This window comes from Ureibacillus suwonensis, assembly GCF_042655065.1.
In the GTDB taxonomy this organism is placed as follows: domain Bacteria; phylum Bacillota; class Bacilli; order Bacillales_A; family Planococcaceae; genus Ureibacillus; species Ureibacillus suwonensis.
On the sequence record NZ_JBHSNQ010000039.1, the window covers coordinates 1 to 24,567 of the forward strand.

At 40.4% G+C, this 24,567-nt stretch carries 19 protein-coding genes, 1 other RNA gene and 3 pseudogenes; 3 read left to right on the plus strand and 20 right to left on the minus strand.

Going from position 1 to position 24,567, the window contains the following annotated elements; translation table 11 throughout:
• The 11 genes and pseudogenes from ACFPOH_RS03715 to secG form a co-directional block, all read right to left on the minus strand.
• A pseudogene (locus tag ACFPOH_RS03715) lies at nt 1–336 on the minus strand (IS21 family transposase); the annotation flags it as partial.
• A 364-nt stretch (nt 337–700) separates the two neighbouring features.
• Nucleotides 701–1,075: pseudogene (locus ACFPOH_RS03720) on the minus strand (helix-turn-helix domain-containing protein); the annotation flags it as partial.
• A gap of 151 nt (nt 1,076–1,226) precedes the next feature.
• A complete protein-coding gene (locus tag ACFPOH_RS03725; protein WP_390308860.1) occupies nt 1,227–2,993 on the minus strand; it encodes a retron Ec67 family RNA-directed DNA polymerase/endonuclease in 1,767 nt (588 codons plus the stop codon).
• 328 nt (nt 2,994–3,321) lie between these two features.
• A pseudogene (istB, locus tag ACFPOH_RS17105) lies at nt 3,322–4,075 on the minus strand (IS21-like element helper ATPase IstB).
• Entirely contained in the window at nt 4,075–5,628 is a 1,554-nt protein-coding gene (gene istA, locus ACFPOH_RS03740; protein WP_390308865.1) for an IS21 family transposase, read from the minus strand. Before istA ends, istB begins: the two are co-directional and overlap by 1 nt.
• A 59-nt stretch (nt 5,629–5,687) precedes the next feature.
• A complete protein-coding gene (gene tnpA, locus ACFPOH_RS03745) occupies nt 5,688–6,203 on the minus strand; it encodes an IS200/IS605 family transposase (protein ID WP_390308866.1) in 516 nt (171 codons plus the stop codon).
• Between the two features lie 210 nt (nt 6,204–6,413).
• Nucleotides 6,414–6,769: a transfer-messenger RNA gene (gene ssrA / locus ACFPOH_RS03750) on the minus strand.
• 165 nt (nt 6,770–6,934) lie between these two features.
• The gene (gene smpB / locus ACFPOH_RS03755; RefSeq protein WP_342468729.1) at nt 6,935–7,399 is read right to left on the minus strand and encodes an SsrA-binding protein SmpB; all 465 of its coding nucleotides are present in this window, start codon (nt 7,397–7,399) and stop codon (nt 6,935–6,937) included.
• A gap of 119 nt (nt 7,400–7,518) precedes the next feature.
• The gene (gene rnr, locus ACFPOH_RS03760; protein WP_342468728.1) at nt 7,519–9,822 is read right to left on the minus strand and encodes a ribonuclease R; all 2,304 of its coding nucleotides are present in this window, start codon (nt 9,820–9,822) and stop codon (nt 7,519–7,521) included.
• A gap of 25 nt (nt 9,823–9,847) precedes the next feature.
• Complete coding sequence (locus ACFPOH_RS03765) at nt 9,848–10,597, minus strand: alpha/beta hydrolase (protein ID WP_390308868.1); 750 nt, start codon at nt 10,595–10,597, stop codon at nt 9,848–9,850.
• Between the two features lie 136 nt (nt 10,598–10,733).
• Nucleotides 10,734–10,961, minus strand: a complete 228-nt coding sequence (secG, locus tag ACFPOH_RS03770; protein ID WP_342468726.1) for a preprotein translocase subunit SecG — start codon at nt 10,959–10,961, stop codon at nt 10,734–10,736.
• 226 nt (nt 10,962–11,187) lie between these two features.
• Here secG and ACFPOH_RS03775 point away from each other — a divergent pair, with 226 nt between their 5' ends.
• Nucleotides 11,188–12,138, plus strand: a complete 951-nt coding sequence (locus ACFPOH_RS03775) for a bile acid:sodium symporter family protein (protein ID WP_342468725.1) — start codon at nt 11,188–11,190, stop codon at nt 12,136–12,138.
• Nucleotides 12,139–12,356: 218 nt separating this feature from the next.
• Nucleotides 12,357–13,316 carry a nuclease-related domain-containing protein gene (locus tag ACFPOH_RS03780; protein ID WP_342468724.1) on the plus strand — a complete coding sequence of 320 codons (960 nt, stop codon included), beginning with the start codon at nt 12,357–12,359 and terminating at the stop codon, nt 13,314–13,316.
• Nucleotides 13,317–14,190: 874 nt separating this feature from the next.
• Here the strand turns inward: ACFPOH_RS03780 and eno are convergent.
• The 6 genes from eno to ACFPOH_RS03810 all read right to left on the minus strand — a co-directional run bounded on the left by eno (nt 14,191) and on the right by ACFPOH_RS03810 (nt 20,611).
• On the minus strand, nt 14,191–15,483 hold the full coding sequence (gene eno / locus ACFPOH_RS03785) for a phosphopyruvate hydratase (protein WP_390308870.1): 1,293 nt from the start codon (nt 15,481–15,483) through the stop codon (nt 14,191–14,193).
• A gap of 47 nt (nt 15,484–15,530) precedes the next feature.
• The gene (gene gpmI / locus ACFPOH_RS03790) at nt 15,531–17,057 is read right to left on the minus strand and encodes a 2,3-bisphosphoglycerate-independent phosphoglycerate mutase (protein ID WP_390308871.1); all 1,527 of its coding nucleotides are present in this window, start codon (nt 17,055–17,057) and stop codon (nt 15,531–15,533) included.
• A complete protein-coding gene (gene tpiA, locus ACFPOH_RS03795; protein WP_390308873.1) occupies nt 17,050–17,811 on the minus strand; it encodes a triose-phosphate isomerase in 762 nt (253 codons plus the stop codon). Before tpiA ends, gpmI begins: the two co-directional genes overlap by 8 nt.
• A gap of 13 nt (nt 17,812–17,824) precedes the next feature.
• Entirely contained in the window at nt 17,825–19,009 is a 1,185-nt protein-coding gene (locus ACFPOH_RS03800; protein ID WP_342581757.1) for a phosphoglycerate kinase, read from the minus strand.
• 235 nt (nt 19,010–19,244) lie between these two features.
• On the minus strand, nt 19,245–20,258 hold the full coding sequence (gap, locus tag ACFPOH_RS03805) for a type I glyceraldehyde-3-phosphate dehydrogenase (RefSeq protein ID WP_342581758.1): 1,014 nt from the start codon (nt 20,256–20,258) through the stop codon (nt 19,245–19,247).
• 113 nt (nt 20,259–20,371) lie between these two features.
• Complete coding sequence (locus ACFPOH_RS03810) at nt 20,372–20,611, minus strand: glutaredoxin family protein (protein WP_342581759.1); 240 nt, start codon at nt 20,609–20,611, stop codon at nt 20,372–20,374.
• 127 nt (nt 20,612–20,738) lie between these two features.
• Between ACFPOH_RS03810 and ACFPOH_RS03815 the strand changes: the two genes are divergently transcribed.
• The gene (locus ACFPOH_RS03815; RefSeq protein ID WP_342468716.1) at nt 20,739–21,356 is read left to right on the plus strand and encodes a spore coat protein; all 618 of its coding nucleotides are present in this window, start codon (nt 20,739–20,741) and stop codon (nt 21,354–21,356) included.
• A gap of 91 nt (nt 21,357–21,447) precedes the next feature.
• Here the strand turns inward: ACFPOH_RS03815 and ACFPOH_RS03820 are convergent, their stop codons facing one another.
• Genes ACFPOH_RS03820 through ACFPOH_RS03830 form a run of 3 tightly spaced genes read right to left on the minus strand, consistent with a single transcriptional unit; the run spans nt 21,448 to nt 23,701 of the window.
• Entirely contained in the window at nt 21,448–22,170 is a 723-nt protein-coding gene (locus ACFPOH_RS03820; protein ID WP_342468715.1) for an amino acid ABC transporter ATP-binding protein, read from the minus strand.
• Entirely contained in the window at nt 22,167–22,880 is a 714-nt protein-coding gene (locus ACFPOH_RS03825) for an amino acid ABC transporter permease (RefSeq protein WP_342468714.1), read from the minus strand. The genes ACFPOH_RS03820 and ACFPOH_RS03825 overlap by 4 nt, the downstream gene beginning before the upstream one ends.
• 20 nt (nt 22,881–22,900) lie before the next feature.
• A complete protein-coding gene (locus tag ACFPOH_RS03830; RefSeq protein WP_342581761.1) occupies nt 22,901–23,701 on the minus strand; it encodes a basic amino acid ABC transporter substrate-binding protein in 801 nt (266 codons plus the stop codon).
• Nucleotides 23,702–24,567 lie beyond the last annotated feature (866 nt).

Below are 24,567 nucleotides of genomic sequence, written 5' to 3' on the forward strand. Positions count from 1 at the left end.
CTTTACCTTTGGAATCCGATAGTAATCCCTCATTTCGTTTAAATAATTTCGTACAGTGTTCTCAGCGACTTCCCTGAAACCTAACTTTTCTTCCAACCAATCATAAACTTGTGCAGCAGTTAAATCAGGATGTTCCTTCAACCACCCTAGAATTTGATCATGATAAGGGTCTAGTTTCTTTTCTCTTGTACGTAATGTACTTAAAAATTCTTCAAACTCATCAGTACTCATATTCAAATAATCTATCACTCTATTTCTTGAAATATTTAGTTTTCTTGCAATAGCACTCTTGGAGAATCCCTCTTTGTATAAACGATGAATCTCGATGTAAAGCATAAATCTGTTCACTCCTAATTCCTCACTTTCAATAGACTAGTAACAGTATATTTGAAAGTGATTGATGGTGGGGAAACTGTTTAATCTTATTTGGGGAATTCTGTTGAGTTCTATTTGTGGAAAACTGTTGATTCTAGTTTAGCGTTTACAATTTAATATACGTATATATATTTGTGGATATATTAAAATGTCTTTATGTGAATAAAAAGAATGAATGTAGGGGACTATAAATTGAATGTAAATTGACTGTAATTTTTATATTGAGCATTTTGCACATTTTTCAACCCAAGAGTCATAAGGTTTTCTAAAGCATAAAAAAGGACTTCACCCCTTATTTGTAGAATTTTGAAGTGACCAAACCACAAAAATCCATAAGGAGGAAGTCACTTNGAAGCGTTTCATAACGAACAGTGTATTTCTTTTTCGCCGTCTCTCGGAAAGGTTTTATATAGTCCTTTAAAATCGTCTTTCCTCCTGTATAGCCCTGTTGTCGAATTTCGAAAAATAACTTTTCGCTATTGAACACCCCATCCTCTAACATTCGTTTTTGAAGATACTCTTTAAATGGATCTAACTTGCTTTTTCTTTGTTTTCGCTTAGATTTGGAAGGGGGATTGGGGGAGAGAATATATTTTCGAACGGTTTTCCGATCAATCCCCAACTCCCTCGCAATATCGGAAATACTCATTCCCCTTTCATACATCTCTTTGATCATAAAAAATTCCCCTCTCGTAATCACGAACCATAGCTCCTCTCATTGACACTATGGTTCTATTGTAAGTGGGGAATTTTATTCCGGCTATATTGGGGATTTTATCATCGGCTTTAACAGTTGTAGCATTTTAACAAAAAAGTGACTAATATAATAGTCACTTTTTTAAAATTACATTTTATTGAATTAAAGATTGCTGCAATTCTTCAATTGGACACTCTTCCTTGTACTCTTCTATTATTTTTACTAGGTTGTCTAATAACGGTCTAAACCCATCGAAATCTATATTAATATAGTTCTTTAAGATATATTTAGAAAATATTTCCTTACCATAAAATTTTTGTTTATCATACTTATCCTCTTTAGTGAAACTCTTCCCATTAATTTTATGATTTAAGGTACCATCATCAAATAAATCTTCTATTTCGCATTCGGACATCCCTTTAACAAGGGGATTTGTTAAAATATATAAATTATCAGCCTCTAATTTAACCATATTTTCGCTTTTTAACTTTTCCTTCTTTTTATTATCAAGTTTTACATGGCTAATAAATTTACTAATAGGTTTCCTTTTCCTACTCTGAATTTCATTATCGAACAAAAAAATTATTGGATTATAAGGTTTATGATTGCATGTCTTTTTAAAATATTCAAAATAATTAGGGGATACATCTTCACGTTCTTTTTTCTCAGAATGGAAGAAATTATATAAATTTTTTACAGTATCAGCCCCATCATGAACAATTCCAAGAAAATATTCTAACTTATTAATTGTTTTTTTCTTATTAGTATTTTTCTTTTTTTCAGCTCTTTTTAGAAAAGATATCTTGTAATCAAATGATCCATCATCATTTTTTGAAACTAATTGGGGATATTCTTTATATAACTTTTTTAAAGCAGCTTTTAAATAAACTATATCAGTTTTACCTTCTGTTACAATTAATGGTTTAGGATGTGCAAAAAAAAGTTTATAAAATAAAAACTTTTGGTATTCACGTTCTCTCGAATTTAAATTATTAAATTTATAACCATGTTTTTCATTGTCTAAATTGTTATTGTAACATGTTAAATGATTTAAAAAAGAAAATCTTCCTTCCAATTGATTAGGTGTTGCCTCTTCCCCATTAATTTCAAACCTTCCGTACTTATAGAGATGATGAGCCATCGCCCTAGTTTCTTTATAATAGGTACTAGGTACATTAATTTTTTCATTAACTACAAGTCCAGTTACAACTTGTCTGGAATCCTTATATTGCATCCTTACTTTTTGTTTATTAATTTTAAACCCAGCTTGTTCAATTTCTTTTGATACCTCTTCATAAAATGTTGTTTGCGACTCTAGGAATTTTTTGTCGTTTGTAGAAAATGTTAAATCGTCAGCGTAACGTGTATAGTTTAGCCTATACTTTTTAGCGATTTTAAATAATCTATAATCAAGTATTTCACATATCAAATTTGAAATGATTGGTGAAGTTGGAGCACCTTGAGGTAATTTTCCATTATAACAAGCTATTTGTGCAATTACCGTTGCAACTTCAATGGGTAAAGAAAAACTTTTATTTTTATTAAAAAAACCCCTTACACGACCAAAATGTATACTTTCAAAAAAGTTTTCTATATCTATATTCAATACATATCTTTTGTTTCGATGAATTTTTGCGTTTGTTTTAATACATCTACCTTTTTCAAAACCATGCGAAATATTAGTTGTACGCTTTTTTTCTCTATGCTCGTACAATTTATTTGCTAATATTTTTTGAATTTGTTTTAGTTGTTCTGACGGGGCACTTATTTTACGAACTCCACCATTTTTTTTTGGTATTTCAAAAGTTGTATAAAAACTATCTACTTTTTTTACATATAATACGTATGTAAGCAGTTTCTCGGGAATTCCCAAAAATTTTACAAGATCTTTTCTTGTAGATATTTTATAAAGTTCTCCCATATTTAACTCCTCCATTAATAAACGTGTGGCTACTCATTATGCGATGCAAACAGTCTGAACAACATCTGAATAGCAATAGCTATTAAATGCGGGATCAGCTAAATTACCCCAACATTTTTGTCAACACTTGCGAAACACAAGCGAAAGTTCTAGCCACACGTCATTTATATTATAAGAAATTTTCTAGTGAATTGTATATCTATTACCACTTATTCATAATTTTGTAAAATAGTCATTTCATTTGTTTATTTTTCTTAATTGGAGTTGTCATAGATATTTGTATTTCGCAAGTTAAATTTGAGCCAATTGTTAATTAAAATGTGAGCCACTAAAAGTTGCTCTGTTCCATCCATTCTTTCGTTTCTAAAATTCGGTAAGATCCACCAATCATGTTAATGATGTGTGCACGATGCGTGAGTCGATCGGTTAACGCTGAGGTTAAAACTGGATCATGGAAGACCTCTTCCCAACGTTCAAATGTGAGGTTACTTGTAATAATCGTTGCTGCTCGACCGGCACGTAACGATAAGTGCGTAAACAGAAGCTCTGCTCCTTCTTTATCGAACGAAATGTAGCCAAGTTCGTCAATGATGACTAAATCATACTTTTCAAATTTCAATTCAAACGAGCCGTAACGTTCTTGCGGAACGGCTTTCCTTTAATTGATTCACAAGTGAGGCTACACTCGTGAAATACACTTTATAGCCTGCTAAACAGGCCTCGATTCCTAATCCAATCGCAAGATGGGTTTTACCAGTACCAGGTGAGCCAATTAATAACACATTCTGCTTGTCCTGAATAAACTTTAGCTCTTTCAAATGAGGAAGGCGGACCGCCGCATTTTGCGGCAGTGCCTCTACATCTAATTCTTCTAACAGTTTTTTCTCTGGAAAATTGGCTAATCGAATTCGGTTAGCTTTTGCTCGTACGTAACGATCCTCCATTTCTTGTTTTAAAGCGAAATAAAGAAACTCAGCTGGCGATGTATATTGTTCAAGTAAGACTTCCTGTTCAAGTAAAGAACGAATACTTGGTAAACGTAATTCTTTGCACATATCAATCATTTCTTTTTGCTTGGCCATTAATGAACCACTCCTGTTCCTTTAGAATGAAATAACGCTGCTAATGAAGAGAGATTATCTAAGGATTGGCTGGCGACATCATCTTGGCCAGTTAGAACAGTACGTACTTCCGCTGATTGTTCTGCTAAGAAAATGATTTTTTCAGTTGTTAGTTGAACCAAAGGGTTCTTTTCTAGTTCAGTAATGACTTCTAATACTCTTGCTAGGCAATCTCGTTCTTTGGTATAAACAAGCAGCTCTAGAAAATCTTTTTCATTTCCGATATAATAACGTTGGTAGATATTTTTTATTTGTTTTGGTGCTTGGCTCAAACATTCACTTTGGGCTAAGGCACCTTTTTTCTTTTGTAGCGTGTTTAAATAGTGGTAAATATTCATCACCCAGACATGCACTTGCCAGCTTCGTTTATGCTTTGCGATACATTCACCTTCACTAAACAGAAGCACTTCCTCAGCACGAGCTTTTAACTTAATATATTCTCCTACATGCCCCTCAGGTACAGAATATCGGTTGTGCCGATAGGTAACAGTACTATATTTGTCCACACGTAGTTCTATTAATTCTGCCGGATCGAATGGTGCAGCTGTTAAGCTACCAGCACGTTCAGCTTTTTCTTCCAACATCAATTCATGATGTGTTTTCTCCTTCAAATAATGAGGACGTTGATTTAATTTTTCGATGATCGAAACTAAATATTCCTGTGCCTCTTCTAAAGAAGTAAACGTATCACGGTGCGCAAATGCTTTCCGGCGTATATATTCTACACTTCGCTCTACGTGGCCTTTTTCATTGCCTTTACGAGGCTGACAAAGTCGAATCTGAAAATGATAATGCAAAGATAAACTTTTCATACCGTCGGTAATAAAGCGGTCGTAACCAATAAAGTTTTTGACGACGGTACGCATATTGTCGTATGTAAAAACATTCGGTACGAAGCCCAAGGCTTCAATACATTTTACGTGTGCATCCTGTACACAAACCATTGTTTCCGATTCATAGAGTCGGGCATAACGATCATTGCTATAGGCTAACGTAAATACAGCCATTGAAAGACTTCTTAGCTTACCGTCAATGAATAATTTTACTTCTCCCCAATCAAACTCAATTTCACGACCAGCTGTTGGTTCTTGACGAATGAAGACTTCTTTTTCCTTCTTTTCCTCACGATTCACGAAGTTGCGAACCGTAGTGTAGCCAATTTTAAAACCTTCGTCTAAAAGTTTTTCATGTATATCAATAATCTTTAATTGTTGCTTATGCATATTCACTTCACGCTTATTTTTGTTCTGTTTCATCATTTCGCGAATACGTTTCATCACTGTGTTTGTTAAAGCTCTCTTTTTTCCATTACGCTTTTTATATGCTGGAGACGTAACGTAATTATCTGTAATTGGTAAATTCCTTGTGTCTTGTTGTCTAGCTGCTAGATCTTGCTCAATGTATTTTTTTACGGTATTACGAGACATTTTGAGCTTTTCTGCAATTTGACGTTGGCTCATATTGTGCTGATAGTGCTCAATCAGTACTAATTGCTTTTTCTCCAAACTAATCACCTCTATATCCTCCTAACTATTTACAGTTAGGACTATTTTGATATAAAGTGGCTCTCATTTCAATTGCGTTGGTGGCTCATTTTTAGCTTAACAAAAACACTCGATTTTCTTTTTATCTCTTCACCTGTAAATGGATCAATAAATTCTTCCATACTGAGTTGATCCGCAATGATATCATCTTGTATTTGATTTCGAATATATTCTTCTATTACCTTTTTATTTCTGCCTACCGTATCCACATAAAATCCTCTACACCAAAATTTTCTGTTTCCATATCGATATTTTAAATGGGCATGTCGATCGAATATCATTAAACTACTTTTTCCTTTTAAATATCCCACGAATGATGAAACACTTAATTTCGGTGGAATACTAACCAACATATGTATGTGGTCTTTACATGCGATAGCTTCAATAATTTCTACACCTTTTCTTTCACATAGTTGTCTTAATATTTGTCCTATATCTTTCTTTATCTTTCCATAGATTATCTCTCTTCTATATTTTGGTGCAAATACAATGTGATACTTACAATTCCATTTAGTATGTGCTAAACTATTTATGTCAAAAGACATAATAGGTCCCTCCTTGATACTAAAATTTGGTTGGCGAACCAAAATTTATTTTAGCATCAAGTGGGATCTTTTTTAATACCTCACTATAAGCTATACGGAACCCCCTGCCTAGCAGGGGGTTTTCTTTTTTACAATCAAAAAGTGCCAAAATCCTTGATATAAAGGATTTTGACACTTTATAAAATTTTATAAAATTTATTGATAAAAGATTTATGGAGACGGCGGGAGTCGAACCCGCGTCCAGAAACTCCAACACTTAAGCATCTACGCGTGTAGTTTGTCTATTGGGATTTCGCGTTGCATTCTGCCGACAAACAGGCGTCCTGCACGCTAGCTTGTTGAGTCTCTTGCCAGTGCCCCAAGCAAGGCACTCGCCGTAGCCCACTCAAGATGAACCCTAATGCAGCCACATGGGCGATGGCTGATTAGAGTGCCTTAGCAAATTAAGCAGCTAAAGCGTAAGATTGTTTGTTGCCAGTTATTTTTAACTGCCGTTGATCACGGAGACGAGCCCTCCGACGCGCAGCTCAAGCTTGAACCATTCCTGTCGAATCCGTAACGTCCCCTTCATAGTATACTACAAAAGGACTACGGTCATTTGAGAACGTCCAAACTGGCTGTCTTCGATTATCATTATACTTTAATCCTAAACTATTTGCAAGTATCCGGGACAAGTTTTTAGTATATTCCTTTGATAAATATCACTTTTTTGATTAAGACGTAAATCAATCCTATTGGTTTTTCAATTTCAATGCGCGTTCCATTTCGCGTTTTGCTTCTTTCTTCCGCTCATCGGCGCGTTTATCATATTTTTTCTTCCCTTTTCCGAGGCCGATCAACAATTTCGCGTAACCGTCTTTGATATAGATTTTCAGCGGTACAATCGTATAGCCGTCCCGTTTTACCGCACCGGCCAGTTCGGCAATTTCCTTTTTATGTAGAAGCAGTTTCCGCACCCTTAATGGATCATGGTTGAAGCGGTTTCCCTGTTCATAAGGGCTGATGTGCATGTTGTGGATCCACGCTTCCCCGTTCCGGATTAATACGAAGGAATCTTTCAATTGCACGCGGCCAGCACGGATGGATTTGATTTCGGTTCCTTGCAACACCATGCCGGCTTCAAAAGTCTTTTCAATAAAATAATCATGGGTCGCTTTTTTGTTTTGGGCAATGACTTTTCCTGTTCCTTTTGGCATCTTTTACACCTCTCTAAACACACAATAAAAGGCTGCATGAAATACTTTATTTCCATTTTAAAGTATTTTCACAACAGCCTCTAGTATAATTCTTCGACAGCTGTTTGTCGATTCATCGACTACTTTCTTTTCTTCTTTTTCCCTTTTTTGGCGACGCCTTCGTAAAATTTCTCTTTCTTCTTGCCTTTTCTGCCGCGCTCTTCTTCCTCTTTATCTTTCCGTTTTCTTTGCTTCCGTTCCGCCTGGATCACTTTCGGGGCCTCTCTTCGAACTTTGTGGAAGGATTTGACCATATCCACAATTTCAAAGTCGATGGAGGATTCGTCCAAATTCACATTGGCAACCCGGACCTTCACTTCATCCCCAATGCGGAAGATGCGTCCGGTATATTCCCCGACCATGATCATCTGGCGTTCATCGAAGTGATAGTAGTCATCGGTCAAATTCGTAATGTGGACGAGCCCTTCGATTGTATTCGGCAGCTCGACGAAAATGCCGAAGTTCGTTACAGAAGAAACAATGCCCACAAATTCTTCGCCGATTTTGTCGGACATGTATTGGGCTTTCTTCAGCGATTCCACATCCCGTTCGGCATCCACCGCTCTCCGTTCACATTCAGACGTATGGTCGGCGATTTCATCCATCACTTGCGCCCATTTGAAAATCGTCTGTTTCGAAACATCGCCTTCAAATAAATAAGTGCGGATCAACCGGTGCACAATCAAGTCCGGATAACGGCGGATCGGCGAAGTGAAATGGGTATAAAAGTCCGTTGATAACCCGAAGTGGCCGATGGATTCCGGATAATACCTCGCCTGTTGCAACGAACGAAGGAGCATTGTCGAGATGACCGGCTCTTCCGGCAACCCTTTAATGGATTCAAGAATTTCCTGCAAGGCTTTCGGATGGACGGAATTTCCTGTCCCTTTCACAATCAACCCAAAGTTAGTAATGAATTCAAAGAAGCGTTGCAATTTTTCCGGTTTCGGATCTTCGTGGATACGGTAAAGGAATGGCACTTCCATCCAATGGAAATGTTCCGCCACCGTTTCATTGGCGCAAAGCATGAATTCCTCGATGATGCGTTCGGCAATCGTGCGCTCCCTTAGCACCACGTCGATTGGCCACCCTTCTTCATTCACCACGATTTTCGCTTCTTCAAAGTCAAAATCGATGGCGCCGCGGTTCATGCGTTTTTTGCGCAAAATGAGGGCCAATTCCTTCATTTCCTTGAACATCGGAACAAGCGGTTTATAGCGTTCAATGAGCGCTTCGTTTTCCTCTTCCAATATTTTATATACATCGGAATAGGTCATCCGTTCCGTTGTCCGGATCACGCTCGGGAAGATTTCATGCTCAATGACGTTCCCGTTTTGGTCGATAATCATTTCACAGGAAATCGTCAAGCGGTCCACTTGGGGATTCAAAGAGCATATTCCGTTTGATAACCGGTGGGGGATCATTGGAATCACGCGGTCCGCCAAGTAAACGCTCGTTCCGCGTTTATAGGCTTCTTTATCGAGCAAAGATCCTTCCTTCACATAGTAACTTACATCGGCAATGTGAACACCCAATTTATATGTGCCATCTTCATTTTTCGTCACCGTCACCGCATCGTCCAAGTCTTTCGCATCTGCGCCGTCAATCGTCACAATCGTTTCATTTCGTAAATCCCGGCGTCCCACCAAATCTTCTTCCGCAATCACATCCGGCACTTTTGCCGCTTCTTTCAGCACCTCTTCCGGAAATTCCGGCGGGATATCATGTTGATAAATGATGGATAAAATATCCACACCCGGATCGTTTTTATGCCCTAAAATTTTGATGATGACGCCTGTTGCCGATTTGATTTCGCTCGGCCAGTTCGTCACTTCCACAACCACTTTATGGCCGTCCACAGCGCCCAGCGAATCTTCCTTGGCAACGAAAATATCCATGTTCAACCGTTTATCGTCCGGCACGACAAAGCCGAAGCCGCGATTGGCCTGGTATGTGCCGACAAAGGTTGTTTTGGAACGCTCCACCACTTTGATGATGGTGCCTTCCCGCTTCTCGCCGGAAGATTCTTTCAATACGCGCACTAAAACGATGTCCCCGTTCAATGCGCCATTGACTTCGTGCGGCGGGATGAAAATGTCATCCAACCCTTCTTCCTCTGGTGTGACAAATCCAAAGCCCTTTGAGTGGCCGATAAATTTTCCCCGGAGCAGGTTCATCCGTTCCGGCAAGCCGTAGCGGTTCGAGCGGGAACGCACGATGTACCCCTGATCTTCCATGCGGACAAGGGCTTTGACCAATTCTTTGAATTCATCGGCCGTTTCAATGCCGAGCACCTCTTCCAGTTCATCCACTTTAAGCGGCTTATAATCTTCTTCCTTCATTAAATTTAAAATTCTTTGCTCAAGCTCAGTATGTTGTGCCATCACAATCCCTCCTTTATTCAAACCTTCACTGATCTTCCCAGTCCAGGCTTTCCAAAAATTCGTAAATCACTTCATGCAATTGTTGTTTTTCTTTGTCCAAAGTAATGACATGTCCCGATTCTTCAAACCAAACCAGTTTTTTATTCAAGGATTCCACATTCTCATAGATAATATGAGCAGAATTCGGGTCAATAATTTCATCATGTCTTGATTGAATGACAAGAATCGGTGCATATACTAAGTCGAGATCGTTTCTGACTTCCTGGACGAACTGCTGCAAATCCGCCAAACTCGGCATGCCCTTTTGGCGGATCGCTTCGATTTCTTCGGTGATTTGCTGTTCCGATTTCCCTTCATATTTTTTATACTCTTTGGCATATTTGATGACGCCTTTAAACATCATGTCCGTCGTTCTCATCGTCATTGGGGAGCACATCGTAATGACACCTTTCAGAGGGACGTTCATGGCAAGTTTTAATGACAAAACGCCTCCCAGGGACAATCCGGCAACCGCAATTTGCTCATATCCTTTTTCCTTCAAGGTTTCATAAGCTTTAACGACATCTTCCCACCATTCTTTCGGCCCTGTTTTGATGAGTTCTTCCGGCGGTACACCATGGCCTCGGTAATGGGGCGCATAACTTGTATAGCCTTTTTTTTCAAGAAAGCGGCCGAGCATCCGAACATCCGCGGAACTTCCGGTAAACCCGTGAAGCAGGAGCACCGCGCGCTTTCCTGCAGGGAAAAAGAATGGTTGCAGCTCTTTTTTCTTCATAAGTTCCTCCAACAATTGTATGTCAACATTCCTTCATTTATTTTTGTGCCCATTATTTTCGTGAATATACAAATTTTCTCTCTCCATTATAAATGAAAAAGCCTAACCATGCTTGGTTAGACTTTTATTTTATCCATTAAAACTTGATAACCAACAATGTTAAAATGAAAAACAATACCGCAAGAACAATGGTTGTTCTATGTAAAATCAAATCGATTCCTCTAGCTTTCGTTTTACCGAATAGTTGTTCAGCTCCACCAGAGATGGCACCTGATAAGCCTGCACTTTTACCAGATTGCAATAATACCACGGCGATTAAAGCAAGAGATACAAGAATTAATAATACCAACAATACAGTATGCAATAGTCCCACCTCCTGAACCATAACTTCCTTTAGTATAGCAAAAACCCATTTCCGTTACAATCTTTGTAAAAAAAATGAAATATTATTTATGTATATTATTTTATCCGGATGCTTCCTTGTATATAATCAAAAAGTTCTGTTTTTTTAGAATTTTATTGATTTTGTTTTACTATTTTCATAAAATATATTTCACTCAACATTTTTAGGTAGTAAGAGAGGGATTTGGATGAACACGTTTCAAAAAATAGGGAAATTTGCAGGCGATACCTTTGCATTATGGGTATTATTGGCTGCGGGTCTCGCCATGTGGATTCCCGAATATTTCACTTGGATTTCCCCATGGATCACAACATTGCTTGGAATTGTCATGTTCGGCATGGGGATGACGTTAAAATTGGAAGATTTTAAATTGGTCTTATTGCAGCCTAAAGGGGTTATCATCGGCATTATCGGACAATTTACCATCATGCCTTTCCTTGCTTTTGTCTTGGCGAAACTTTTCCAGCTTCCACCTGAAATTGCGGTTGGCGTGATTTTGGTCGGTTGCTGTCCAGGGGGAACGGCATCAAACGTCATGACGTTCTTGGCAAAAGGGAATACGGCGTTATCCGTAACCATTACTTCCTGTACCACATTGCTTGCCCCAATCGTGACACCTGCATTGATTTACTTTTTGGCGAGCGAATGGCTGCCGGTTTCTTTCATGGCCATGTTCCTTTCAGTGGTAAAAGTCGTGTTGATTCCGATTGTTTTAGGGATTCTTGCGCAAATCTTCTTTAAACCGGTTGTTGAAAAAAGTATCGATATTTTGCCAACAATTTCCGTTACTGCGATTGTATTAATTGTTGCAGCCGTCGTTAGCGGTAGCCGTGATAAAATTATCGAATCTGGTTTATTGATTTTGGCGATCGTCATTTTACATAACGGATTGGGTTATGCAATCGGCTATTTGGCAGCGAAAGTGTTTCGCTTGGATTATGAAGATAAAAAGGCGGTGGCCATCGAAGTGGGTATGCAAAACTCCGGATTGGGTGCAAGTTTGGCAGCAACCCATTTCGATCCGGTTTCTGCCGTGCCAAGCGCCATCTTCAGCTTCTGGCACAATATTTCCGGCCCAATTTTGGCAACGTATTGGGCGAAGAGGGCAAGCAAGCGGAAAGTGGCGCAGGGTGATTGATTTTTATTCTAGTAAATCAAGGCGTAACTTGTGAGGTTGCGCCTTTTTTATTTTTGTGCAAAATGGCGCATATTTATTGCATTCCCTTTACAAAAAGTGCTGTTGTTGTTTTTAAATTTTGATTTTCGGGTCGATTTTCCGCTCAAAATTTTATTTTCAGGTAAAATATTCCAATTCTTTATCAATTGTTTTATTATTTGGCTGAAGGAGGTGAAGAGTTGCTTCTGCTGGATCGAAAAACGCCGAAAAGTATTCTGATTTTAGAAGCGCTTTTGCGCAGGTTGGATTCCAACGATCGGGACTTTTCCTACTTCCAAGACTACTTGACCCGGCTGAAGTTCGGGCACGAAGGGGAGCATCGGGTGGACCGGGAATGGTTTGAAATGCCCTATTTGAACGAGCATTTTTTGTTTTTTAATTATGAAATTGAAAATGAATTCGGCTTCTCGCATCAGATTGACACTTTATTGCTGACAAAGCACTTTCTGTTGATTTTGGAGGTTAAGAACATTGCTGGGCGGATTGATTATGACGAACAGAAGCATCAATTGATCCGCACCCGTCCCACAGGTACAGAAGATACTTTGACGAATCCTTTTGATCAGCTGCATCGCCATGAAGAATTGTTTCATCGGATTTTATCGAAATGGAAGTTCTCTTTGCCGATTGAGAAGGCGGTTGTCATGGCCAATCCCGCCACCATTATCGGAAATGTCCCAAAGTCCCCACCAATCTTTCATGCAAGCGGTTTGCGATCGTTCATTAAAAAATGTTTGGTTCGGCATGAAAGTCAGCTCACAACGGGCCAATTGGACAAGTTGGCAAAGCAGCTTTTGTCGCGGGCTGTATCCCGCAATTTTGATTTGAATATCAGCGTGGATCGCATTCGAAAAGGCGTGCTTTGCGAGAAATGCAATTATGCTGTGGCGATGACTTACGGCAGAGGGATTTGGACTTGCCCTAAATGCGGATTTGAAAGCAGGGATGCGTTGCTGCGGGCACTGGATGACTATCGGTTATTGATTAGCGAGCGGATTACGAATCGGGAGTTTAGGGAGTTTTTTAATGTGGATTCCGGAGATGCTGCACAAAAAATATTGACCAGACTTAATCTTGTAGCGGTCGGAAATAACAGGGGGAGATATTATATAATTCCTGACAATTTATTAAGTAGGTGAATTGTTTTTAGGCGCATTTCTAAATTCAGAAATGCCCTTTTCTTTTTATTAAGCCCTTGTTGTGGAGGATTTCTTCGCTCTCAGTTGCTTATTTTTTCGCGTTGGCGGATTTCTTCCTTGCTTTGGCGGATTTTTATCTTAGTATGGCGGATTCCTCTCGAGTTTTGGCGAATTTCTTCCCTCTTTGTGGCTTATTATTTCGCTCTGGCGGATTTAGTCATTACTTTGGCGGATTTTTTTATTAGTATGGCGGATTCCTCTCAAGTTTTGGCGGATTTCCCCCTTCTTTGTGGCTTATTTTTTCTCACTGGCGGATTTCTTCCTTGCTTTGGCGGATTTTTATCTTAGTATGGCGGATTCCTCTCGGGTTTTGGCGGATTTCTTCGCTCTCAGTGGCTTATTTTTTCGCGTTGGCGGATTTCTTCCTTGCTTTGACGGATTTTTATCTTAGTATGGCGGATTCCTCTCAAGTTTTGGCGGGTTTCTCCCCTCTTTGTGGCTTATTTTTTCGCGATGGCGGATTTCTTCCTTGCTTTGGCGGATTTTTATCTTAGTATGGCGGATTCCTCTCAAGTTTTGGCGGGTTTCTCCCCTCTTTGTGGCTTATTTTTTCGCGATGGCGGATTTCTTCCTTGCTTTGGCGGATTTTTGATTCAGAGCGGCGGATTTCTCTTCATTTTTGGCGGATTTCTTACTTCACAGTGACCTATTTTTTCGCATTGGCGGATTCTTGATTCAAAATGGCGAATTTCCTTCGAATTTCGGCGGATTTCTTCCTTTCCCAGCAGTTCATTTTTGCATTATCGAATTCCCCTTGAAGATTTCTCAAAAAATAAAGCCCAATCCCCACGAGTAGGGAATTGGGCATCTTCAATTATTTCAAATTATAGAAAGACTTAATTCCAAGATATTGAGCAGTTGAGCCGAGTTGGTCTTCAATGCGCAATAATTGGTTGTATTTTGCGACGCGGTCTGTGCGGGAAGGAGCGCCTGTTTTGATTTGGCCAGCGTTTGTGGCTACGGCAATATCCGCAATTGTTGAGTCTTCAGATTCGCCGGAGCGATGGGAAATGATGGCTGTGTAGCCGGCGCGTTTTGCCATTTCAATCGCATCAAGAGTTTCAGTTAATGTACCGATTTGGTTCACTTTAATTAAGATGGCATTGCCTACACCTTGTTCGATACCGCGGGCAAGTCGTTTTGTATTTGTTACGAACAAGTCGTCACCTACAAGTTGCACGCGATGGCCGATGCGCTCAGTCAATAATTTATGGCCTTCCCAGTCGTTTTCATCCAAGCCGTCTTCAATAGAAATGATTGGGTATTTGGAAGTTAATTCTTCGTACCAATCCACCATTTCTTCAGAAGTTTTTACTACGCCTTCACCAGCAAGATGGTATTTGCCATCTTCTTTGCTATATAGCTCAGAAGATGCAACGTCCAATGCAAGGCGCACTTCTTCGCCTGGTTTGTATCCAGCGCGTTCGATCGCTTCCAAAATCACTTGGATCGCTTCTTCATTGGATTTTAAGTTTGGCGCGAAACCACCTTCGTCACCAACAGCTGTGTTGTAGCCTTTTTCTTTCAATACCGCTTTTAAATTATGGAAGATTTCTGCCCCCATGCGCAATGCATGACGGAAAGATTCTGCTCCTACAGGCATGATCATGAATTCTTGGATGTCCACGTTGTTATCCGCATGTGCACCGCCGTTTAAAATGTTCATCATTGGAACAGGCAATTGTTTTGCGTTTACGCCGCCAAGATATTGATATAAAGGAATATCCAAGTAATTTGCTGCAGCATGTGCGCAAGCAAGGGAAACGCCTAAAATCGCGTTGGCGCCAAGCTTGCCTTTATTTTCAGTGCCGTCAAGTTCAATCAATGCGTTATCGATTTCCACTTGATCCAACACGGAATAGTTGCCTTCCAATGCATCCGCAATGATGGTATTGACGTTTTCTACCGCTTTCAGTACCCCTTTGCCTAAGAAGCGGGATTTGTCGCCATCGCGCAATTCCACTGCTTCATATTCACCAGTGGATGCACCGGATGGAACGATGGCCCGTCCAAAGGCACCGGATTCAGTGAAAACTTCCACTTCTACTGTTGGGTTACCGCGAGAGTCCAATACTTCGCGTGCATATACTTGTGTAATAAATGGCATATCCATTCTCCTCTATATTAAATTTTTTTAAGATGCTTTTTCCATTATTAGAATAGTGGTTGTCCTGTCATTTCTTCAGGCTGTTCAATATTTAATAATTTTAACATGGTTGGTGCCAAATCAGCTAAAATTCCATTTTCTCTCAATGTAATTCCTTGTTTTGTCACTATGACCGGCACTGGATTTGTTGTATGGGCCGTCATTGGTTTGCCTTCCAAAGTCAGCACTTCATCGGAATTGCCATGGTCTGCTGTGATGATGGCCGCTCCGCCAAGTTCCAAAATTTTATCCACAACACGGCCCAAGCATTCATCCACCGCTTCAATCGCTTTGATTGTCGGCTCAAGCATGCCGCTGTGGCCCACCATATCCGGATTGGCGAAGTTTAAAATGATCGCATCGAATTTATCGGCTTCCAATTCAGCAAGTAGCGCATCTGTCACTTCATAAGCGCTCATTTCCGGTTTCAAGTCATAAGTGGCCACTTTTGGTGATGCAATCAAAATTCTTTCTTCGCCAGGGAATTTCTCTTCACGGCCGCCGCTCATGAAATACGTCACATGCGGATATTTTTCGGTTTCCGCAATGCGGAGTTGCGTCAAGCCGTGTTTGGAGATCACTTCCCCCACTGTATTCACTAAATCTTCATTTTCAAACACCACATCTGCAAATACTTCATCGCTGTATTCGGTAAATGTGACGAATTTTAAGTTTTGAGGGTGTTTATCGGATAAAGTAAATGCATCAAATTTATCGTTTGTAAAGACCATGGAAAGCTGGATTGCCCGGTCCGGACGGAAGTTGAAATGAATCACCGCATCGTTTGTATCGATCGTTGCCACCGGCTGTCCATCTTCCATGATGACAAATGGAATCACGAATTCATCGGTTACATCGTTGCTGTAGGATTCTTCCACACCCGCTTTTGCGTTTGGAGCCGTTTTGCCTTCTCCATCCACCAATGCTTTGTAGGAGAGTTCCACCCGATTCCAACGTTTGTCGCGGTCCATTGCATAGTAACGTCCATGAATGGAAGCGAATTTTCCTACGCCGATTTCCTTCATTTGTTTTTCTGTTTCTTCGATATATCCAAGGGCTGTTTTTGGACCTACGTCGCGTCCATCCAAAAATCCATGGACATACACTTCGTCAAGCCCGTTTTCTTTCGCCATTTTCAACAATGCAAATAAGTGATTATAGTGACTATGTACCCCACCGTCAGATAATAATCCCATAATGTGGAGTTTGGAGCCGTGTTTCTTAACATGCTCCATTGCCGCCAACAATTTTTCGTTTTCAAAAAATTGTCCTTCACGAATGGATTTATTGATTCGTGTCAAACTTTGATAAACAATGCGTCCTGCACCGATATTCAAATGTCCTACTTCAGAGTTCCCCATTTGACCTTCCGGAAGACCGACCGCTTCCCCACAGGCAGTGAGTGTCGCATGAGGATAGGTTTCCCAATAACGGTCAAAATTCGGTTTTTTACTTTGTGCAACCGCATTTCCAAAAACTTCATCACGTAATGCAAAGCCGTCTAAAATGATTAACGCAACTGGCTTTCTAGGCATTTGCCCCCGCCTCCAATAATTTAAGATAAGATTCTACTTGTAAACTAGCACCGCCCACAAGAGCGCCGTCAATTTGTTCTTTGGACAATAAATCTTCAATATTTTCCGGTTTTACGCTGCCGCCATATTGAATGCGAATATTTTCAGCAGCCGCTTTTCCGTATAGTTCTTCCACCACTTTCCGGATATGGCCGCAGACCGCATTCGCATCATCCGCAGTAGCCGTTTTCCCGGTCCCAATTGCCCAAATTGGTTCATAGGCGATCACGATATGCTGCACTTCTTCTTCCGTTAATCCAGCTAAAGCTTCTTTCACTTGATTCGCCACTTTTTCTTCCGTGTGGCCGGCTTCCCGTTCTTCCAATGTTTCGCCACAGCAAACAATCGGTACAATTCCGTGGGATAAAGCCGCTTTCACTTTTTTGTTCACCGCTTCATCGGTTTCATTGAAGTATTCACGGCGTTCTGAATGCCCAATAATCACATAGTCCACTTGAATCGCTTCGAGCATTTTCGGGCTGATTTCGCCTGTAAAAGCCCCTTCTTCTTCATAATGCATGTTTTGTGCACCGATTGCCAATTCTGTATCTTTTGCCAAGTCCACCAACGTCGGCAGATACAAAGCAGGGGCACATACAACCGCATCGACCTTTTCCGCAGAAGGGATTTTGTCTTTGATTGCTTCCACAAAATCCACTGCTTCATCAAACGTTTTATACATTTTCCAATTCGCAGCTATGATTGGTTTACGCATTCAATTTCTCTCCTTATTTGTCGTTCAACGCCGCAATACCAGGCAAGTTTTTGCCTTCCATCAACTCCAGTGAAGCTCCTCCACCCGTCGAAATGTGATCCATTTTGTCCGCCAAACCGAATTTTTCAACCGCTGCAGCAGAATCGCCGCCTCCAATAATAGTATAACCTTCTGTTTCAGCCATTGCTTCTGCAATTTTTCTTGTTCCGTTTGCGAACTGGTCGATTTCGAACACGCCCATTGGTCCGTTCCAAATGATCAATTTTGAATTTTTGATCACTTCCGCATATTTATCAGCGGTTTTTGGACCAATGTCAAGTCCCATATAGTCTGCCGGAATTTTATCAATGTCCACCACTTTGGCTTCCGCTTCCGGAGAAAGTTCTTTCGCCACAACCGCATCGATCGGCATATACAAGTTCACGCCTTTTTCTTTCGCTTTTTCAATGAAGTTGCGGGCTAATTCTATTTTATCCTCTTCTACTAAAGATTTTCCAATTTCGTACCCTTGCGCTTTTACGAATGTAAAGGAAAGACCGCCGCCGATAATCAAGTTGTCCACTTTATCGAGCAGGTTTTCAATGACACCGATTTTATCTTTCACTTTTGCACCGCCGATGATGGCTGTGAACGGACGGTCAGGATTTGTCAAAGCTTTCCCCAATACTTCCAATTCTTTTTCCATTAATAAACCGGACACCGCCGGAATGTATTTTGCAATCCCTTCCGTAGAAGCGTGCGCACGATGAGCCGCACCGAATGCGTCGTTCACATATAAATCCGCCAATTTGGCAAATTGTTTTGCCAACTCCTCATCGTTCTTTTCTTCACCTTTATGGAAACGGACATTTTCAAGTAAAACGATTTCCCCATTTTTCATTTCTTTTACAGCTTTTTCAACTGCGGCGCCCACTGAATCATCCAATTTTTTTACCGGTTTGTTGATCAGTTTGGAAAGACGTTCACCAACAGCTGTCAAGCGCATATCATCTCTCACTTCGCCTTTTGGACGGCCCAAGTGGGAAGCTAAAATCACTTTTGCCCCTTTTTCCGATAATTGCTGGATTGTCGGAATCGCTGCCCGGATTCTTGTGTCATCTACCACGACACCATTTTCCATCGGCACGTTAAAATCCACACGTACAAAAACTCTCTTCCCTTGTACGTCCACATCGTTCATCGTTTTTTTCAGAAACATGAAGTAACCTCCTATGTTATACCGTCGTCATTCTTCCCAGCGACAATATTCTGTAAAAATTCATACTTCTGTTTTTATACTAGCAAAAAAGAAGAAGCGATGGGCTACCTCCACCACTCCTTTTAACCCTACATTATTATAAATCGTTCTCATTATTTAGGCTATACTTTTTCACCAGAAAATCATAATTATGTTACACTTTTTATAATTTGTAAAATAAAATATGACACAATGATTATTGCTCCAGCCCTTGTTCCGCCATGAATGAAGCCAATTCGAGCAACCGGGCGGAATAGCCCACTTCATTATCATACCAGGCAACGACTTTGATCAGCTTTTCATCCAATACCATCGTTGAAAGGCCGTCAACAATCGCTGAATGGGGATTTCCATTGTAGTCGATGGAAACGAGAGGCAAATCGCTGTAATCCAAAATGCCTTTCAATTCTCCATTGGCAGCTTCTTGAAAAGCGGCGTTGACCATATCGGCGGTCACATTCGTTTTGAGTTCCGCCACCAAATCCACACAGGATACATTTGGCGTCGGCACACGCATGGCAAAGCCGTCCAATTTTCCTCTTAGTTGCGGCAATACTTTGGCAACGGCCGTGGCCGCCCCGGTTGTGGTTGGAATCATGGAAAGATTGGCTGCACGGGATCGTCTCGCATCTTTATGAGGCAAATCCAATAGCCGTTGATCATTTGTATAGGAATGGATCGTGGTCATCAAGCCGCGAAGAATCCCAAATTTTTCATCAAGCACTTTCGCTACCGGCGCCAAACAATTCGTTGTGCAGGATGCATTGGATACCACATGATGCTGTTTCGGATTATATTGATCATGATTGACCCCCATCACAAAAGTGGGCATATCCCCTTTTCCGGGAGCGGATAAAATCGCTTTCTTCGCGCCGGCAGCCAAGTGTTTGGAAACGGACTCCAACGTGCGGAATAATCCTGTGCATTCCAGAACTATATCTACATTCAATTTATCCCATGGCAATTTTTCAGGGTCCTTCTCGGAAAGCACTTGTATTCGATTCCCATTAACGATTAACCCATTTTCTTCATGATGCACTTCCGCTTCATAAATTCCATGTACGGAATCATACTTTAACAGATGGGCCAATTGGCTGGCATCCGCCAAATCATTGACGGCAACCACTTCAAAACGATCCGTTTTCATCGCCTCGCGAAACACTAAACGTCCGATACGTCCAAACCCATTAATCGCCAATTTAATTGTCATTGCTGTATCCTCCATTATGCCGTTTTCCAACCATTTTGCCTCAAAACAAGCGTTTATAAACCCTTCTCCCGTGACAAATGTTTTTATTCAAATATAATGATTTTCTAAATCAATTATGATTTATTCATGAAGGCTTCATATAAAGTGACGTAATCTAATTGGCCGTACTGGATAATCTCTCCGTCTTTCTCCACAACCGGAATCATCAGCATGTATTTTTCATGGATTTCGTCATCTTCTTCAATGTTGATGATTTCGATTTCAAAACCGGCATCTTCTTGGACAAGTTTTAAAATAGTCAATCCTTCCTCACAGAGTGCACAATTCGGTCTGCTAAAGAAACAAACTTTCAATTTTCTCCCTCTTTTCTTCATTCTCTGTTTTCACTATCCCAAATCTGTTTTGAATAATCAAATGATTTTGTAGCCAAAATAGTGATGTACGAGTGTACAGAATAAATTAAAGGAGGAGACACATTCGATGGAAAATCAATTCATCAACCAACAACGAACTTCTGAAAACATTCCCATGTCCATGAATCACGGCGCCCATGAGGTATTAGACGTTCATGAAGTATTAAGTTCTTCCATTGGTGCGTTGAACACGTTTGTCATCTTGCGTCCACATGTTCAAGACCCTGAATTGCTCAATATTTTAGACAGACAATATGCATTTATGCTCGATGAATACAATATCACGTTGGAAGCTTTTAAAACCGGCCAAGACCCAAGCCATCCTACGCGCAAATACAACATGCAAATCGGCAATGACTCAAAATACGGCTTGACGCCATCCCAGCCTAAAAAACCGATCACAGCTTCCAACCAAATTGATGATGGCATCATCTCCAGCTTTTTGTTAAGCCAGCATAAAGTGTTGGCAACAGGAAAAACGGCTGCCGCTTTGGAAGCGACGAACCCTGTCGTGCGCCGCGTATTGCAAGACTCCGTTCCAAACTGCATTGAAATGGCATACGAATTGTCCCTTTACCAAAACAAAAAAGGATATTACCAAGTTCCACAGCTTTCAACTCAAGATATGCAAACAATGTTAAATATGTACGGCCAAGCAGAAAAAGCAAAAGATATGCCGAACTGATCAGGCGGAGGGCTCTCCCGGCTCAGTTTCGTCTTTTAAACCACAGGAAAAGGACATCTCTTCGCGTGAAGGGATGTCCTTTTTTTCATGATTATAAAACTTTGCTTAAAAATGCTTTTGTCCGTTCGTGTTTCGGGTTTCCAAAAACCTGTTCCGGTGGTCCTTCTTCCACAATGACTCCACCGTCCATAAAGATGACCCGATCAGCCACTTCACGGGCAAACCCCATTTCATGGGTTACGACAACCATCGTCATACCTTCTATAGCCAGTTGCTTGATAACGTCCAACACTTCATTGACCATTTCCGGGTCAAGGGCGGACGTCGGTTCATCAAACAGCATGACTTTCGGTTTCATCGCAAGGGCTCTTGCAATGGCCACCCGTTGCTGTTGACCGCCGGACAATTGCTGAGGATAATTGTGAGCTTTTTCACGAAGCCCGACTTTTTGAAGCAATTCAAAGGCCAATGCTTCCGCCTCTTTTTTGTTCATTTTCCGGATGAGCATCGGAGCCATCGTAATATTATCCAATACGGTCATATGCGGGAATAGGTTGAATTGTTGAAACACCATTCCCACTTCTGTACGGATTTTGTTGATATCCGTTTTGGGATCATTCACTTTCACACCGTCGATATAAATTGCGCCATCCGAGATTTCTTCCAAAAGATTGATGCAGCGTAAAAATGTACTTTTTCCGGAACCGGAAGGACCAATCACACAAACGACTTCTTTTTCGTGAATTTCATAATCGATACCGTTCAAAACATGCAAATTGCCGAAGTTTTTATGGAGATTTTCGATTTTGATCATGCAACAACCCGCCCTTCGTCATTTTTATTTTTGCGCGGATTGTATTCGATGCTGAACCGTTTTTCGATAAATGAAACAATTTTCGATACAATAAATGTCAGGATTAAATAAAGAGCCGCCGCAGCGAGATATGGCTCCCAGAAACGGAAATACGTTCCCGAAACGACTTTCGCCGCATACAAAATATCATTGGCGGCAATCACCGTCACCAAGGATGAATCTTTTAAGAGAGTAATAAATTCATTTCCAAGAGGGGGAATCATTCTGCGAAAGGCTTGGGGCAGAATCACTTTCCGCATCGCTTGGAATTGATTTAAACCGAGGGACCTTGCCGCTTCCATTTGGCCTTTATCAATGGATTGAATCCCGGCACGAATAATTTCGGCTACATAGGCCGCGCAATTCAATATAAGCGCGGCGATACCGGAAACCATAAATCCGAGTGAATGTCCAAAAATGGATGGAATCACCGCCAAGTGAATAATAAATATTTGAACAAGGAGGGGGGTTCCACGGAATAAATCGATATACAACTTACATGGCCAATAAAGCCATTTTCTTTTGGAGTTTTTCCCGAGACCAAGAAAAACTCCAAAGATGAATCCTCCGAAAAACCCACAAAGTGTCAATGCCAACGTTACCCAAATACCCCGTATGAAATAATCACGGTAGTTCCAGATTATATCCCAGCGAAAATCCAGGATTTCCATCTGAAACACCCCCTAAACTGTTATTCAAGTTCTTGTCCTGTAATTTCTGCCAACTTACCGTTTTCTTTGATTTTTTGTAAGCCTTCATTTAGTAAATCAAGCAATTCTTTGTTGCCTTTTTTCACCATTAAACCATAATATTCTTTTTCAAACGCATCGTCTTCGATGACTTTTAATTTTGCATTCGGATTATTTTTTAAATATTCATAAACTACCGCGTTATCACCAATTGCTGCTTGAGCCGTTCCATTAATTACTTCTTGGATGGCTAATGGAAGGTTTTCATACGCTAAAATATTTGGGTTCGTTTCGCCTAATAGCTTTTTCGCCGCCTGATGGCCTGTAGAGTTGATTTGTACAGAAACTTTTTTACCTTCTAAATCTTTCGCCGATTCAATCGGTGAATCTTCCGTAACCACAATCACTTGTGTCGCTTCGAAATATGGTTCAGTAAAGTCGAAAGTTTCTTTCCGTTCATTGGTAATCGTAATTCCGGAAGCACCCATATCAAGTTCGCCGTTTTGCACTTGTTGGAATACCGCTTCCCAACCAACATGGCGCATTTCATAATCCATGCCGAGTTCATTGAAAATGGCATCAATAATATCTTTGTCGATTCCTACAATATTTCCTTTATCATCCATATATTCGAAAGGAGCGAAAGTCGCTTCTGTACCCACCAATATTTTTTTGTCTTTCAAACCGGATTCTCCACTATCAGAATTACCTGAAGATTTCTCGTCTCCCGCTCCACAGGCTGCCAATACAAAAGCAAACGCCATCAGCAACATTAATAAAAATACATGATTTCTTTTTACCATCTCGTTATCCTCCTTTGGTCATTATCTCGTTTCATCAGCAGCAACAAAAAAATGATTATGTGACACTGATATGTTTAATTATATAAATCGTCTAATATTTATACAACAAATAAATTGATTACACGATAAAATAATATAATATTCAGTAAATTCACTCAAAAAGAAAGGGCTTACATTTATGGATAAAAAATGGTTATTTGTTAAATGTGGCCACCAAATATTCATAAAAAATATCACAAAAATATCATACCCGTTTGGAGTGGGGAAGACCCTCCCCCACTTTTTTATCATTCGGCGCCATAAAAAATTTTTTAGAGCCCCAAAAATTTCAGCCCCGGCAAATTTGCCCGATGACTTGGAAATGTATATTTTATATTTTAATTCATTCCCGTTCCGTTCATTCCCAAAAATTTTTTATAGAAAATAATTGAGAATCAAAAAATGAATTTCCCAACAATTCAATTGATTAGGTTCTTAAAAAACTTTGCGCAAGTCCACAAGCAACATATGCAATGCTTCACCTTTCATAAGGACACTTCTTTCGATTAAAATTTTTGGGGTAGGATACTTAAATTTTATCAGAAAGGTGTCCTTTTTTGATGCAATCGAGTAGGAGGGAGCGATTAACTCCCGTCCTCTCACACCACCGTACATACGGTTCCGTATACGGCGGTTCAATTAAGATAATTGACGCAAGTTTTCATAACTTCCGTGAATAGCTGTTCTCTTTATGCCAGTCGTCACTCCACCCTCCAAGAGGTCTCCCACGGGATTCACCGCTTCCTTCCTCAAGTGAGGTACTACGTTTTCTGTGTTCATCATGACTCACTGAATGCCAAGGGCTATTCTCTCTTAATTGTTCGGTC